Raw genomic sequence first — 14,362 nt, 5'->3', positions numbered from 1 at the left:
CCGCCATACTTGCGCGACTGGGTCATCCGTCCCAGTCGAGTCGACCGCGATGGAGCGGCACGACCCGCAGGCGCCCCAGGAAGGGTTGCGATGCCGAGGATCTCCGTTGTCGACCGACGAGCCGAGCTGATCAGCGCCGCCCTCCGCGTCGTCGCAGCCGAGGGTGTTGCCGCCGCCACGACCAGGGCCATCGTGGCCGAGGCCGGGATGTCGCTCGCCAGCTTCCACTACGCCTTCGCCTCCCGCGACGAGCTCCTCGCCGAACTGGTCGCACACGTCGTCGAGCATGAACGCGTCGTCCTCGACGTCGGCGAGCTGCTGACGGACGAGGACAGCGGTCAGGAGCATCCGCCCACCCTGGAGGCCGTCGTCCGTGCCGGCCTCGAACGCTACGTCGACCTCCTCCGCGCCGATCCGGCTCGGGAGGCGGCGATGCAGGAGCTCAGCGCCTACGCGATGCGGACGCCGGGCCTCGAGCACCTCGCGCTCGAGCAGTACCGACGGTACGAGGAGCTGGCGTGTGAGGCGCTCGCGCTCGCCGCCACGGTCAGCGGCAGCACCTGGACGCAGCCCGTCGACGAGATCGCACGAACCGTCATCGCCTTCACCGACGGCCTGACACTCGGCTGGCTGGTGCGACGCGACGATGCCGAAGCCCGGCGACTCGTCGGGACGGTGGCGCACCTCGTCGCAACCCTCGCCGAACCGGGGCCGAGATGAGCGGCCTCGGCACCGCAGCCGTCGACCACCAGGCCGACCGACGCGTCACCGGGCGCTGGGTCGCCGCCTTCGCAGTCGCCTGGCTGGGCGTCTGGATGGCCCAGCTTGCCCCGCTGCAGCTCCTCCTGCCCGCGCAGATCGACGCGACGCTCGCTCCCGAGCACTGGGTGGACAGCGTCGTCGCCTTCGGAGTCGTCGCCGGGGCGGCCGGACTCTGCTCCATCGTCGTGTATCCGCTGACGGGCGCCCTGTCCGACCGCACACGCTCGCGGTTCGGGAGACGCCGCCCGTGGATCGCCGGTGGTGCGCTCGTCTTCGCCCTGGGGCTCGTCCTCCTCGGACTCCAGACCGGCATCGTCGGCATCGGCGTCTGCTGGTGCCTCGCCATCATCGGCTTCTGCATCCTGGGAGCGGCGCTCACCGCGACCATCTCCGATCAGGTGCCCGTGGGGCAGCGCGGCTTCGTCTCGGGGTGGATCTCTGCTCCGCAGGCCGTCGGGGTCATCCTCGGCATCGCCCTCCTGCTCCTGCTCGGCACCCAGATGGTCGTGGGGTACCTGGCACTCGCCGTCCTCCTGATCGTGCTCGTCGTGCCCTTCCTCCGGCTGCCCGATCCACTCCCGACGGGCGAGCGCCCCGCGCCACTCACCGTGCACGCGCTCCTGGAGAGCCTCTGGATCTCACCGCGACGGCACCCCGACTTCGCCTGGACCATGCTCAGCCGCGTCCTCGTGAACCTCGGCAACGCCTTCAGCACCTCGTTGCTGTTCTACTTCCTGCTCTTCGGGCTGGGGGACGCCGACGCCGAGACCGACCTCCTGCTGGTCACGGTCGTCTACACGGTGTTCGTCGTCGGGTCCTCGATCCTGCTCGGCCGACTGTCCGACCGCATCGGCCGACGACGCGTCTTCGTCGTCGCGGCCTCCGCCTCACAGGCGCTCGCCGCACTCCTGCTCGCGATCTGGCCCTCGCTGCCGATGGGGTTCGTCTCGGCGGCGCTCATCGGGCTCGGCTACGGCTGTTTCATGTCGGTCGACCAGGCGCTCGCGACACAGGTCCTGCCGGACCCGGCGTCGCACGGCAAGGACCTCGGCATCATGAACATCGCCCAGGCGGTGCCGCAGGCGGTCGCTCCGCTCATCGGCGCCTGCCTCGTCGCCTGGCTCGGCGGATTCGCCGGCCTGTACCTCGTCTCCGCGGCCTGCGCCGTCGCAGGGGCGGTCGCTGTCACCCGAGTACGAGGAGTGCGCTGATGAGCATCGAACTGACCGCCGGCGGCCGGGTGTCCGACCCGATGCCCTGGCTCGACCCGAGACGGTACTGGGGCGGCATCGAGCGGGCCGTCTCGGACGTCGACTCGCCCGTCGCCGTCCTGCAGCTCGGAGCCCTCCGCCACAACACGCACGACATGCTCCGACGGGCCGCGGGGAAACCGATCCGCGTCGCCAGCAAGTCCATCCGCGTCCGAGCGGTGATCGACGCGCTCCTCAGACAACCCGGGTACGCCGGCGTGCTGGCCTACTCCCTGTCCGAGGCGCTCTGGTTGTCCGAGACGGTGGACGACATCGTGGTCGGCTACCCGACGGCGGAGCGGGGCGCCATCGCGCGGCTGGCCGCCGACGAACGGGCGGCCTCGCGGATCACCCTCATGATCGACTCCCTCGACCACCTCGACCTCGTCGACGCAGTGACGCCACCGGAGCGACGCGCACGCATCCGCGTGTGCATCGAGCTCGACGCCTCCTTCCGTGCGCCCGCCCTCGGCCACGTCGGTGTGCGCCGCTCTCCGCTGCGCACGCCGGACGAGGTCCGGGCTCTCGCGGAGGCGGTCGTCGCCCGACCCGGCTTCAGCCTGGTCGGGATCATGGCCTATGAAGCGCAGATCGCCGGGCAGGGGGACGACCTCGCGGGTCGACCGGCGTGGTCGGCTGCGCTCCGCGCGATCCAGCGGCGCTCGTGGGCCGAACTCCGGGAACGTCGTGCCGCCGTGGTCGCGGAGGTCCGAGCGGTCGCGGAGTTGGAGTTCGTCAACGGCGGCGGGACGGGATCCCTGGAGCTCACCGCGTCCGACGACTCGGTGACCGAGATCGCCGCGGGGAGCGGCGTCTTCGGCGGACACCTCTTCGACCACTACCGGGCGTTCACGCCGGCACCGGCCGCGGCGTTCGGTCTGTCGGTCGTCCGGAAGCCGTCGCCGGAGCTCGCGACGATCCTCGGCGGCGGATGGGTCGCCTCCGGTCCGCCAGGGCTCGACCGCCTCCCGCTCATCGCGTGGCCGGAGGGCCTCGAGATGCTCCCGCGGGAGATGGCCGGCGAGGTGCAGACGCCGGTCTCCGGGGTTGCTGCGGCGTCGCTCCGTCTCGGTGACCGCGTCTGGTTGCGGCACACGAAGTCCGGGGAGCTCAGCGAACGAGTGGACGCCTTCCACGTGGTCGGGGACGACGGGGTGGAAGCCGTCCTACCGACGTACCGCGGCGAAGGGCAGGGGTTCGTCTGATGGGGAAGACGACAGCGTGGACGAACTGGGCGCGGACCGAGCGGGCGTGGCCCGTGCGGGTCGAGCGACCCGACTCGGTCGGCGCGGTGCAGCGCCTCGTGCGTGCCGCAGCGGGGGCGGGCCTCCCGATCAAGGCGGTCGGAGCCGGACACAGCTTCACCGGGATCGCCGTCGCGCCCGGTGTGCTGCTCGAGCTCGACGCCCTGAGCGGCCTGGTCCGGGTCGATCGGGAACGTAACCGCGTGACCCTCCGCGCCGGCACGCGCCTCCACGACATCCCCCGTCTCCTCGAACCGTTCGGTCTCGCCATGCCGAACCTCGGTGACATCGACCGGCAGTCCGTCGCCGGCGCGATCTCCACCGGAACGCACGGGACCGGGTCGGCGTTCGGCGGCATCGCGACGCAGGTCGTCGGGGTGACGATGGTGACCGCGGACGGCGAGCTGCTGACGTCGGACGCCGAGCAGGAGCCAGAGCTCCTCCCGGCGCTGGCGCTCGGGCTCGGAGCGCTCGGGATCCTCGTCGAGGTCACGCTGCAGTGCGTCCCGGCGTTCGTGCTGCACGCGGTGGAGCGGCCGGAGCCGCTCGACGAGCTGCTGCCCGAGCTGCTCGACCGGGCCGCCGCCGTCGACCACTTCGAGTTCTACTGGTTCCCGCACACCACGACCGCCCTGACCAAGACGAACCACCGGCTGCCGGGTGACGCGCCCACCAGGCCACTCCGCCCGGTCGCGAAGTGGGTCGACGACACGCTCCTCGCCAACGGGGTCTACCGGGTCCTCTGCAACACGGGCGTCGTCGCGCCGGCCATCGTCCCGCGCGTGAACCAGCTCGCGGACCGCCTCGTCGGCGACCGCGAGTTCACCGATCGGTCGACGCGCGTGTTCACCACGAGCCGCACGGTGCGGTTCGTGGAGATGGAGTACGCGGTGCCGCTCGAGCACCTCCCGACCGCGTTCGCCCGGATCCGCGCGCTCATCGAGGAGCGAGGGTGGCGGATCTCCTTCCCAATCGAGGTTCGGGTCGCAGCGGCCGACGAGCTGTGGCTCTCCACGGCATCAGGACGAGCGACCGGATACGTCGCCGTGCACCGCTTCTTCCGTGAGGACCCGGGGGAGTACTTCCGCGCCGTCGAGGCGATCATGATCGAGTTAGGCGGCCGGCCCCACTGGGGCAAACTGCACGGCCGTGACGCGTCGTCCCTGCGTGGCGTCTATCCTCGCTTCGACGAATTCGTCCGCCTCCGCGACCGTCTCGACCCCGGCCGCCTGTTCGGGAACCGGTACCTCGCACGTGTCCTCGGCGAATGACGGCCCGCCGGGAGTCCGGTGCGTCCGCGCTGCGCGCCTGCTGCGTGCTTCCTCCGAACTCCCCAAGGGCACCGGCAGGTCGCAGGTAGAATGAGCAGACCCGCTCTCCATCGACTCACAAGGAGCCCATCCTCATGGAATGGCTGATCCCAGTCCTCATCGTCGTCGCCCTGGTCGTCATCGTCGGCATCTACTTCTGGGTGACGTACAACTCGCTCGTGACGCTGAACGTGCGGGTCGAGGAAGCGTGGAGCGACATCACCGTCCAGCTGAAGCGGCGCGCCGACCTCATCCCGAACCTCATCGAGGCGGTCAAGGGGTACGCGGCGCACGAGAAGGCCGTGTTCGAGAACGTGACGAAGGCTCGTGCCGAGACGCTCACCGCACAGGGGCCGGCGGCCGTGAGTGAGGCCGAGACCCACATGCAGCAGGCGCTGAAGAGCATCTTCGCCGTCGCGGAGGCCTACCCGCAGCTCCAGGCGAGCCAGAACTTCCTCCAGCTCCAGTCCGAGATCGTCGACACCGAGGACAAGATCCAGGCCTCGCGCCGCTTCTACAACGGCGGTGTCCGCGAGCTGAACACCAAGGTCAAGGTGTTCCCGAACAACCTGTTCGCCAAGGGCCTCGGGTTCTCGGAGCACGACTTCTTCGAGGTCACCGACAACGCGGCGATCGCCGAACCGCCGCGCGTTCAGTTCTGACGTGCGGTAGCGCAGTCCCATGTACCGCGCCATCGCCAGGAACAAGCTCAACACGGTCCTGATCTTCGTCGTCTTCCTGGTCATCATCGGCGGCCTCGGTTGGCTCGCGGGGTATCTCTACCAGAACCTGACGATCACGATCGTGGTGCTCGTCGTGGCCGTCGTGTACGCGGTGATCCAGTACTTCTTCGCGGGGCGGCAGGCCATCGCGATGACCGGCGCGCAGCGCATCGAGCTGGCCGACAACCCGAGGCTGTACCGCATCGTGGAAAACCTCGCGATCACGACCGGGACGCCGATGCCCGAGGTGTACCTCATCGCCGACCCGGCGCCCAACGCCTTCGCGACGGGTCGCGACCCCCAGCACGCGATGGTGGCCGCGACGACCGGGCTCCTGGAGATCCTCAACGATGCCGAGCTGGAGGGGGTCATGGCCCACGAACTCGGTCACGTCCGCAACTACGACATCCGCGTGTCCATGGTCGTCTTCGGCCTCGTCGTCGCGATCGGGTTCCTCTCCGACATGCTCCTCCGGATGACGATCTGGGGAGGCGGCAACCGGAACAACAACAACGGCGGCAACCCCGTCATGCTGATCATCGGCATCGTGGCGATGCTCGTGGCACCGCTGCTCGCGACGCTCGTCCAGCTGTCCATCTCACGGCAGCGCGAGTACCTCGCCGACGCGACGGGCGCCCTCACGACCCGTCACCCGGAAGCGCTCGCGAGCGCACTGGGGAAGCTCGCCGCCTACGGTCGACCGATGGCGAAGCAGAACTCGTCCATGGCGCACCTCTGGATCTCCGACCCGTTGAAGCCCGGCGCGGTCGCCCGCTTGTTCAGTACCCACCCGCCGCTCGTCGAACGGATCAAACGCCTGAGCACCATCGGCGGCGGCTTCTAGGCGAGGGCCTCCCGGCCCCGGACACACGAATGGGGCGGCACCCGGAGGTGCCGCCCCATTCGGCGTTCAGGCGAGAACCGTTACTCGGTCTGCTCGTCGGAGTCGAACGTCACCGTGACCTTGTCGTCGGCGTCGATCGTGATCTTGCCGGGGAAGTTCAGGTACGTGTCCCACACCTGCTGACCCGCCACGGCGCTGCCGTACCAGGAGGCGTCGAACGAGCCGTCGATCCGGCCGTCCGAGGTGTAGAAGTACGAACCGCTCTCATCGACCTCGACGGTCGGGGGAGAGGTGAGCGTCCACGTCACCGGGCCGACACTCGTGAACTGCTTCTGCTGCCAGTCCGGCATGACGCCACAGGTGGTGTCGAGCGTGGTGGCGTCGAGGCACTTCTCGATCATCGCGACGACCTGCTTCGTGACCTCGGTCGTGAGTGCCTCGGTGGCGGTCACGTCGATGTCGATGAAGGCCGAACCCTCGCCGGCGCTGTAGGAGCTCAGCGTGATGGTCTGGGCGTCGCCCTGCAAGAACTTGCTCTCCGGCGGAGCGACCGTGTAGATGGCCGGGTAGGCGAACAGGCTCTCGTCGGACGCGCCGTCGAAGTTGACGCCGTTGACGCTGAACGCCGTGCCACCGAGACCGGTGTAGACGTTGATGCTGCCGACGAGGGAGCTGGCGAGCTTCCACTGGTCGAAGAACAGGAACTGCTTGCCTTCGCTCTCGAGCGTGACCGAGTCCTCGTACTTCTTGCCACCGAGCTCGTACGTGACCTGCACGCGTGCCTCGCCGTTGCGGTTGTAGACGCGGCCGACCTCAGGGTTCTTGATGCGCTCGTCGGCGCCCTTCAGGACCTCGTTGGTGAGCAGAGCGGTCGGCTTGACGGCGGCCGGAGCCTCGGCTTCGCCGTCCGCATCCGGATCGGCCGACGCGGACGGATCCGGGGTCGCCTCGGGCTCTGCGGACTCCTCAGGCGCTGCGGACTCGTCGTCGGTGCTGCCGACGATCGAGGGGTCCGGTGCGACGAGGCTCGTCGCGAGCTTCGCGTCGCCGGCGGCGATGGCCTTGAGGTATTCCTCGACCTTCGCCTGCGGGCCGAACGCCGTGGTGTTCAGCACGCTGATGGTGATGGCGGCGGCGGCGATGAGCACGAGTGCGCCACCGGCGATCGACGACCACAGGATGATCCGCTTCTTCTGCTTCGGGTCCATCGGCTGCTTCGGAGCACCGGTCGCGTACGGGTTCTGCGCCGTCGCGTACTGGCCGTTGGGCTGCTGGCCCTGCTGGTACGGGTTCTGGGCGCCGGTCTGCTGACCGGTCTGCTGACCGTAGGGAGCCGGGGGTGCCTGGTTCGGCGTCTGCTGCTGCCCGGACTGGTACGGGTTCTGCTGGCCCTGCTGACCCTGCTGGTACGGGTTCGGGGTCTGCTGCTGTCCGGACTGGTACGGGTTGGGCTGCTGCTGACCGGACTGGTACGGGTTGGGCTGCTGCTGACCCTGCTGGTACGAGGGCTGCTGGTCACCCTGGGACGGCTGGTTCTGCTGCTCGCCCGGGTTCGGTCGGCCTGGTTGCTGTGGTGTGGTGTCGTCGTTGCTCATGGGCGGGTTCCCCTCGTTTCGGACCATGAAGGTGCTCATCAACTTAGCAGTCGGTGTGCATCCCCTGAGAGTGATTGCGCCTCCTGAGCATGGGGAGTAGTACCCATCTCCGACGCGCGCGAGCCGGGGAGGAGCCGGGCACCGACCGCATGCGCGAGGGGCGCCGCCAGCGTCCCGCGGTCGACAACGACCACCGCGTCGAGTCCCTGCCAGCGGGCCGTCTGTGCGAGGAGCTCCGCGAGGCGTCCCGCGATCGCGTCGTCGGCGACGGGACGAAGCCCTCTGGCGACGGCATCCTGGTGTCCACGCTCGAACCAGGCGGACTGGACCCGCAGGACCCCGGCCTGGCGGTCGCTCTTGAGATCGACGCGCGCGACGATCTCGCCGTCGATGAGGACCGGTAGCACGTAGTAGCCGTAAACGCGCTTGGGCTCCGGCGTGTAGATCTCGATCCGGTAGTGGAGTCCGAACATGCGGAGGGCGCGTTCACGGAACCAGACGACCGGGTCGAACGGGCTGAGCAGCGCGGCCCCTTCGATCCGTCGCGGCCGTCGGGCGTCGCGGTGCAGCCACGCCTCCTGCGGGCCACCGCGTCGGTCCCAGCCGGCCACGGTCACGGGTTCGAGGACACCGGCGTCCACGAGCTCGTCGACCGCTCGGCGGACGGCGGTCTGCGGCTTGATCCGGAAGTAGTCCGCGAGGTCCGCGACGGTCGAGACGCCCTGCGCTGCCGCGGCCTGCTCGACGAGCGCACGGATCGCGTCGGGCCGGGCGACCTCGAGGTCGAGGAGGTGCTGCGGCAGCACCTGCTCGGCCAGCGCGTACCGGCGTTCGAACCGGTCGCGACCGGCCGTGACCACCTCGCCATAGAGGAACAGGACCTCCAACGCCCGCTTCACATCGGACCAGCCCCACCATGGTCCGCGGCGGACGTTCGCATCGTGCTCGATCTCGCTCGCCTTCAGCGGCCCCTCGACGCGCAGGAGTGCTCGCACCCAGTCCAACATCTCCGTGTTCTGGCTCGCCCAGGTGGTCTCGTCGCCGGCATGCTTCGCGCTGTGCGCGTCCATCCGCCACCGGAACAGCGGCCACGAGTCGCGGGGGATGAAGGCGGCTTCATGCGCCCAGTACTCGAGGTACGGTGCGTCGGCTCCGAGGGTGAGTCGATCGAGCAGTGTCTTGTCGTACCCGCCGAGCCTTGCGAACAACGGCAGGTAGTGACTGCGCTCGAACACGTTGACGGAGTCGATCTGCAGGAGACCCAGGCGATCGATCGTCGAGCGCAGGGTGCGGGTACCCGCCGGGGTCGAGCGCTGCGGGGCGCCGAGACCCTGCGCACCGAGCGCGATCCGTCGGGCGAGGGCGGGGGAGAGGGAAGCGGACACGGCCCGACGCTAGCACCGGCGTCGGACACCACCGTGCACCGGCGGAACCGACGCCGCCCACCGGTGTCCGCATGCGCTCACCGGCATGTGCCAGCCATACACTTGAGCAATGGCGGACGACACTCCGAAGACCTGGTGGGGACGCTTCCTTCCCGAAGCGGCCTCGCCCGTGCGCGAACCGGACCTGAGCGGGTCGAGCAGCGTCCCGCGCGGGATGCGCGTGGCCGCAGCGTGGTCCTGGCGGATCCTGCTGGTGGCCGCGGTCGTCGCGCTGCTCGTCTTCCTCGTCGTGCAGCTCCGCCTCATCGTGATCCCGCTGCTGATCTCCGTCCTGATCTCGGCGCTCCTGAAGCCTCTCGTCGACGTCCTGGTGCGGCACCGCTGGCCGAAGGGCCTCGCCATCGCGCTCGCGATGGTCGGCACGCTCTCCGTGGTGAGCGGACTGATCTTCCTCGCCATCTCGCAGATCACCTCGCAGTTCGCCTCCGTGCAGGCCCGCACCATGACCGCCTACGGCGACTTCAAGGCCTTCCTGCTCGCCAGCCCGCTGCACGTGACCGAGACACAGCTCAACGACTTCATCGCCCAGGCGTTCGACTCGCTCCAGCAGGACAGCCAGGTCCTGCTCTCAGGCGCCCTGTCGATCGGTTCGACGCTCGGCCATGTCGCGACGGGCGTCTTCCTGACGCTTTTCTGTCTGCTGTTCATGCTCATCGACGGACGGACGATCTGGCGTTGGACGGTGCGCGTCTTCCCGAAGCGGGCACGCCCCGCCGTCGACAGCGCCGGTCGCGCAGGGTGGCGGACGCTCGGCAATTACGTCCGCACGCAGATCCTCGTGGCCTCGATCGACGCGGTCGGTATCGGACTCGGCGCGTTCTTCCTGGGCGTCCCGCTCGCGATCCCGGTGGCCGTGCTCGTCTTCCTCGGCTCGTTCGTGCCGATCGTCGGCGCCGTGGTGACCGGCGCCGTCGCCGTCTTCCTCGCGCTCGTCTACAACGGTCCCGTCATCGCGCTGCTCATGCTCGGCGTCGTGCTCCTCGTCCAGCAGCTCGAGGGGCACGTCCTGCAGCCGCTCATCATGGGTACGGCCGTCAAGGTCCACCCGCTCGCCGTCGTCCTCGCCGTCGCGGGCGGCACGCTCGTCGCCGGCATCCCCGGCGCCCTGTTCGCGGTGCCGGTGGTGGCCGTGATCAACGTGATGGTCCACACCATCGCCAGCGGCACCTGGCGGACCGGCGGCAGTGCTCCGCCGGAACCGGACGCAGACGGCGCCATCTGGCAGACCGTCCCGACCCCCAGGCGAATCCGTCCGGGCTCCCGCTCGTCCCATGAGCCGCAGGATCGCCCAGGCGATCAGGAGCCCCAGCACCCCAGCGAAGACCTCCGAGAGACCTCGTCCCCAGAAAGTCCAGGACCCCGCACACCATGACCGATACAACGACCACCACCCCCGTGTTCCCCGGCCCGTCGCTCGCCGCGTTCGAGCGAGCCAGGGACACCCTCGTCGGCACCGTCCAGCGCACGCCGATGGAGAGCTCCCGCTACCTCGCCGACGTCCTCGGCGTGCCCGTGCACCTCAAGTGCGAGAACCTCCAGCGGACCGGCTCCTACAAGATCCGCGGCGCGTACAACCGCATGTCCAGCCTGACCCCCGAGGAGCGGGCGCGCGGCGTCGTCGCCGCCTCGGCGGGCAACCACGCGCAGGGTGTCGCCTTCGCCGCCCGTGAGCTCGGCATCACCGCGACCATCTTCATGCCCGTCGGCGTCCCGCTCCCGAAGCTCGCCGCCACGCGCGACTACGGTGCGCACGTCATCCTGCGCGGCCACACGGTGGCGGAACCGCTGATCGCCGCCGCCGAGTTCGCCGCGGAGACCGGCGCCATCCTCATCCCGCCGTTCGACCACCCGGACGTCATCACCGGGCAGGGCACGCTCGGGCTCGAGATCCTCGAGGAGGTCCCCGACGTCGAGACGGTCATCGTGCCGATCGGCGGCGGCGGGCTCATCTCGGGTGTGGCGGGGGTCATGAAGCAGCGAGCGGCCCTCGAAGGACGCACCATCCGTGTGATCGGCGTCCAGGCGGCGAACGCGGCCGCGTACCCGGCGTCGCTGGAAGCCGGAACCCCGACGACCATCACCGTGCAGCCGACCATCGCCGACGGCATCGCCGTGGCCCGTCCCGGTGTGCTCAACTTCGAGATGATCAGCGCCCTCGTCGACGAGGTCGTCACCGTCAGCGAGGACGACCTCGCCCGGGCGATCGTGGTCCTCCTCGAGCGCGCCAAGCTCGTCGTCGAACCTGCCGGAGCCGCCGGTGTCGCGGCGATCCTGGCCGGGAAGATCGAGCCGACCGGCACGACGGTCACCATCCTCTCCGGCGGCAACATCGACCCGCTCCTGCTGCAGCGGGTCGTCAGTCACGGACTCGCGGCGTCGGACCGCTACCTGACCCTGCGCATCCCGCTGCCCGACCGACCGGGCCAGCTCGCACGGACGGCGGAGCTCGTCGCGCAGGCCAATGCCAACGTCATCGAGGTGCTGCACACCCGACACGGCCACGGCCTGCAGATCAGCGACGTCGAACTCGAGCTCAGCATCGAGACGCGCGGGCCAGACCACCGCGACCTCGTCGTACAGACGCTCCGCGAAGCGGGGTACGACCCGCAGATCGTCGACGACTGATCCGACTGCCGGAACGCAGCAGGGCCCCGCCGTGTCGGCGGGGCCCTTCGTGCGTCTGGTCGGTCGCGAAGGACGCGACCTGCCGGATCAGGAACCGGTGTAGGTCTCCACCGCGCTGATCGACACGGTGATCTCCTTGCCGTTCGGCGCCTCGTAGGTGGTCTTGTCGCCGATCTTCAGACCGAGGATGGCGGCACCGAGCGGGCTGCCCTCGCTGTAGACGTCGAGGTCGGTGTTGCCGGCGATCTCGCGGCTGCCGAGGAGGAACCGCTCCTCGCCGCCCGCGACGACGGCCGTGATGACGGTGCCGGACTCCACGACACCACTGGACTGCGGTGCCTCGCTCACCTTGGCGTCGCGCAGCATCTGCGTGAGCGTCCGGATGCGGGCCTCCTGCTTGCCCTGTTCGTCCTTCGCGGCGTGGTAGCCGCCGTTCTCCTTGAGGTCGCCCTCTTCGCGAGCCGCTTCGATGCGCTTGGCGATCTCCTCGCGGCCCGTCGTGCTGAGGTGCTCGAGTTCCGCCTGCAGCCGGTCGAAGGCCTGCTGGGTGAGGAACGTCTCCTGGATCTGCTCGGACACGATGGAACTCCTTTGCATGGTGGGTCCGCACACGACGGCCGAAACGCCCGTCATATGCCAGACGCCCCGGCGGAGTGCCGGGGCGTATGAAGTACTGCCTTCGAGTATCGCACGATCGGCGCGGGAGTGCGGCGCACGCGCCGACGCCGTCGTGGGTCAGGAACGGTGCTCGACCACCCAACAGGTGTCGACGACGCCGGTGTTACTGAGCTCCGTGGTGCGGACGCTCTCCGTGAACGTGCGGGTGCGCTGCTCGGACGGCGGCAGCTCGACGACCTTCCATCCGACGACCGCGAACTGCTCGTTGAGCGCCTGGACCGAGCAGGCCATGGGGGTGTCCTGCGGACCGGTGACCTCGAAGGACACGCTGACCATCGTGTCGTCGACGATCTCGTGCGCCGTGTTGCGCGACTCGATGCTCGGCCGACTGCCGTCGAGACCGGCCCACACGACCCACGCGATGAAGACGACGGCGAACGCTGCGGCGGCCAGCCAGATCAGGCGGCGGTCGCGGGCACGGTTGCCAGGGGTGCGTCCGTATCGCGCCGCGATGGCGTCCTGAGGGCCGGCATCCTGCAGGGGAGAGGTCACGTCACGGGCTCCGGTTCGAACGGTTAAGCTGGACCAGGAGTGCGAGACGCCTCGAGGTCGACACCTCAAGCGTATTGCCTCTTCCTGGATGCGGAGTCCCGACCGCGTCGTCACGTCACGAGTCGCGAAGCGGTCCCCTCGCGCAGACCAGCCGGAAGGCGGAGCACCATGACCATGAGACTGCTCGCCGTGCACGCGCACCCCGACGACGAGTCGAGCAAAGGGGCGGCGACGCTCGCACACTACCGGAGCCTCGGCGCCGAGGTCATGGTCGTCAGCTGCACGGGTGGTGAACGCGGCGACCTCCAGAACCCCGGGCTCGCCGACGTCGCGATGATCGAGCGCGACCTCCCCGGCTACCGTCGCCTCGAGATGGCCGCGGCGCAGGAGATCCTCGACATCGAGCACCGGTGGCTCGGCTACCAGGACAGCGGGATGGCCCGCGACGACGGCACGGTCCCACCCGCGAGCTTCGCCGACATCCCCCTCGGGGTCTCGACCGGTGTGCTCGTGCGCATCGTCCGCTCCTTCCGGCCGCAGGTCATCATCACCTACGACGAGAACGGGGGCTACCCGCACCCCGACCACATCCGGTGCCACGAGGTGAGCGTCGCCGCCTTCGAAGCGGCGGCCGATCCCACGCGCTATCCCGAAGCGGGCGAGCCCTGGCGCGTCGACAAGCTGTACTACGACCGCTCGTTCAGCCCCGCCCGGCTCGAAGCCGTGTACGCCTACCTGCTGGAGCACCACCCCGACGACCCGGCGGTCGAGCGACTGGCCGAGATGCGCGAGTGGATGGCCGGCCGGCCCGATCTCGCGACGACGCACGTGCGCGTCGGCGACTTCTTCGAGGCTCGCGACGCCGCGCTCCGGGCGCACGGCAGCCAGGTGCCGCCAGACTCACCGTTCTTCTTCTGGCCCAACGACGTCCTCCGTGCCGCGTGGCCGTTCGAGGACTACCAACTGGTCACGTCGCACGTCGCGTCGACCACCCCAGAGTCGGAGCTGTTCGACGGCATCGACACCAGCGAAGGAACCGCATGATGCACCACCTGTTCACCGAGGTCCTGTTGGCGGTCACGCCGTCGCCGTCGCCCTCGCCGGCGTTCGACGAGAACCAGGTGACGCCGGGACCGTGGGGCTTCGTGATCACCTTCGCCATCGCCGGAGTCGTCGTCTTCCTCGTCATCGACATGGTGCGTCGCGTGCGCCGGGTCAACTACCGCGCGGAGATCGACGAGCGGCTCCAGGCCGAGGTCGCCGAGCGGGCAGCCGCGGACCGCGCGGGGAGCGACGCCGGCAAGGCGGCCCCCGCAGGCGTCGAGGACGACCCTCGCCCGCCGTCGGACCAGTCGGCCCGCTGACACCACCACCGCGACGCCTCGCCGCTCGGTG

General features: G+C 69.6%; 14 protein-coding genes. 10 read left to right on the top strand and 4 right to left on the bottom strand.

Annotated elements, in window-relative coordinates:
- Window positions 1–90: 90 nt before the first annotated feature.
- The 6 genes from ACZZZB_RS03450 (at window position 91) to ACZZZB_RS03425 (ending at window position 6,132) form a co-directional block, all read left to right on the top strand.
- Window positions 91–720 (top strand): TetR/AcrR family transcriptional regulator, encoded by a 630-nt coding sequence (locus ACZZZB_RS03450; protein ID WP_463529005.1) that lies wholly within the window; start codon window positions 91–93, stop codon window positions 718–720.
- Complete coding sequence (locus ACZZZB_RS03445; RefSeq protein WP_137241996.1) at window positions 717–1,973, top strand: MFS transporter; 1,257 nt, start codon at window positions 717–719, stop codon at window positions 1,971–1,973. The genes ACZZZB_RS03450 and ACZZZB_RS03445 overlap by 4 nt, the downstream gene beginning before the upstream one ends.
- Entirely contained in the window at window positions 1,973–3,217 is a 1,245-nt protein-coding gene (locus tag ACZZZB_RS03440; RefSeq protein ID WP_137241995.1) for an alanine racemase, read from the top strand. Before ACZZZB_RS03445 ends, ACZZZB_RS03440 begins: the two co-directional genes overlap by 1 nt.
- Window positions 3,217–4,527, top strand: a complete 1,311-nt coding sequence (locus ACZZZB_RS03435) for a D-arabinono-1,4-lactone oxidase (RefSeq protein ID WP_463529004.1) — start codon at window positions 3,217–3,219, stop codon at window positions 4,525–4,527. Before ACZZZB_RS03440 ends, ACZZZB_RS03435 begins: the two co-directional genes overlap by 1 nt.
- Before the next feature lie 134 nt (window positions 4,528–4,661).
- Complete coding sequence (locus ACZZZB_RS03430) at window positions 4,662–5,228, top strand: LemA family protein (RefSeq protein WP_064296457.1); 567 nt, start codon at window positions 4,662–4,664, stop codon at window positions 5,226–5,228.
- Window positions 5,229–5,247: 19 nt separating this feature from the next.
- Complete coding sequence (locus tag ACZZZB_RS03425) at window positions 5,248–6,132, top strand: M48 family metalloprotease (protein WP_079002033.1); 885 nt, start codon at window positions 5,248–5,250, stop codon at window positions 6,130–6,132.
- 80 nt (window positions 6,133–6,212) lie between these two features.
- On the opposite strand, the gene ACZZZB_RS03420 is transcribed toward ACZZZB_RS03425, so the two are convergent.
- A complete protein-coding gene (locus ACZZZB_RS03420; RefSeq protein ID WP_463529003.1) occupies window positions 6,213–7,727 on the bottom strand; it encodes a zinc ribbon domain-containing protein in 1,515 nt (504 codons plus the stop codon).
- 38 nt (window positions 7,728–7,765) lie between these two features.
- Window positions 7,766–9,112, bottom strand: a complete 1,347-nt coding sequence (locus tag ACZZZB_RS03415; RefSeq protein ID WP_463529002.1) for a winged helix-turn-helix domain-containing protein — start codon at window positions 9,110–9,112, stop codon at window positions 7,766–7,768.
- A 109-nt stretch (window positions 9,113–9,221) separates the two neighbouring features.
- Between ACZZZB_RS03415 and ACZZZB_RS03410 the strand changes: the two genes are divergently transcribed.
- Window positions 9,222–10,544, top strand: coding sequence for an AI-2E family transporter (locus ACZZZB_RS03410; RefSeq protein ID WP_137241990.1), 1,323 nt, complete (start codon window positions 9,222–9,224; stop codon window positions 10,542–10,544).
- Window positions 10,541–11,797, top strand: coding sequence for a threonine ammonia-lyase (gene ilvA / locus ACZZZB_RS03405; RefSeq protein ID WP_137241989.1), 1,257 nt, complete (start codon window positions 10,541–10,543; stop codon window positions 11,795–11,797). The genes ACZZZB_RS03410 and ilvA overlap by 4 nt, the downstream gene beginning before the upstream one ends.
- 87 nt (window positions 11,798–11,884) lie before the next feature.
- Here the strand turns inward: ilvA and greA are convergent, their stop codons facing one another.
- Both greA and ACZZZB_RS03395 read right to left on the bottom strand, forming a co-directional pair.
- Window positions 11,885–12,376 (bottom strand): transcription elongation factor GreA, encoded by a 492-nt coding sequence (greA, locus tag ACZZZB_RS03400; RefSeq protein WP_463529001.1) that lies wholly within the window; start codon window positions 12,374–12,376, stop codon window positions 11,885–11,887.
- Between the two features lie 156 nt (window positions 12,377–12,532).
- Window positions 12,533–12,967 (bottom strand): DUF4307 domain-containing protein, encoded by a 435-nt coding sequence (locus ACZZZB_RS03395; protein ID WP_158596544.1) that lies wholly within the window; start codon window positions 12,965–12,967, stop codon window positions 12,533–12,535.
- Between the two features lie 168 nt (window positions 12,968–13,135).
- Here ACZZZB_RS03395 and mca point away from each other — a divergent pair, with 168 nt between their 5' ends.
- Both mca and ACZZZB_RS03385 read left to right on the top strand, forming a co-directional pair.
- Complete coding sequence (gene mca, locus ACZZZB_RS03390) at window positions 13,136–14,011, top strand: mycothiol conjugate amidase Mca (protein ID WP_194644339.1); 876 nt, start codon at window positions 13,136–13,138, stop codon at window positions 14,009–14,011.
- On the top strand, window positions 14,008–14,331 hold the full coding sequence (locus tag ACZZZB_RS03385; RefSeq protein ID WP_228501534.1) for a hypothetical protein: 324 nt from the start codon (window positions 14,008–14,010) through the stop codon (window positions 14,329–14,331). Before mca ends, ACZZZB_RS03385 begins: the two co-directional genes overlap by 4 nt.
- Window positions 14,332–14,362: the final 31 nt, after the last annotated feature.

The sequence above is a fragment of the Plantibacter sp. AC185 genome, from assembly GCF_979258065.1.
The sequence above is the reverse complement of the archived record's forward strand: the minus strand, read 5'-3'. Positions and strand labels throughout refer to the sequence as shown.

Bases quoted from the DNA above. Each gene is read 5' to 3' on its own strand.
- ACZZZB_RS03445 (WP_137241996.1), top strand. From the start codon at position 717: ATGAGCGGCCTCGGCACCGCAGCCGTCGACCACCAGGCCGACCGACGC.
- ACZZZB_RS03450 (WP_463529005.1), top strand. From the start codon at position 91: ATGCCGAGGATCTCCGTTGTCGACCGACGAGCCGAGCTGATCAGCGCC.
- ACZZZB_RS03440 (WP_137241995.1), top strand. From the start codon at position 1,973: ATGAGCATCGAACTGACCGCCGGCGGCCGGGTGTCCGACCCGATGCCC.
- mca (WP_194644339.1), top strand. From the start codon at position 13,136: ATGACCATGAGACTGCTCGCCGTGCACGCGCACCCCGACGACGAGTCG.
- ACZZZB_RS03435 (WP_463529004.1), top strand. From the start codon at position 3,217: ATGGGGAAGACGACAGCGTGGACGAACTGGGCGCGGACCGAGCGGGCG.
- ACZZZB_RS03420 (WP_463529003.1), bottom strand. From the start codon at position 7,727: ATGAGCAACGACGACACCACACCACAGCAACCAGGCCGACCGAACCCG.
- ACZZZB_RS03410 (WP_137241990.1), top strand. From the start codon at position 9,222: ATGGCGGACGACACTCCGAAGACCTGGTGGGGACGCTTCCTTCCCGAA.
- ACZZZB_RS03385 (WP_228501534.1), top strand. From the start codon at position 14,008: ATGATGCACCACCTGTTCACCGAGGTCCTGTTGGCGGTCACGCCGTCG.
- ilvA (WP_137241989.1), top strand. From the start codon at position 10,541: ATGACCGATACAACGACCACCACCCCCGTGTTCCCCGGCCCGTCGCTC.
- ACZZZB_RS03425 (WP_079002033.1), top strand. From the start codon at position 5,248: ATGTACCGCGCCATCGCCAGGAACAAGCTCAACACGGTCCTGATCTTC.
- ACZZZB_RS03430 (WP_064296457.1), top strand. From the start codon at position 4,662: ATGGAATGGCTGATCCCAGTCCTCATCGTCGTCGCCCTGGTCGTCATC.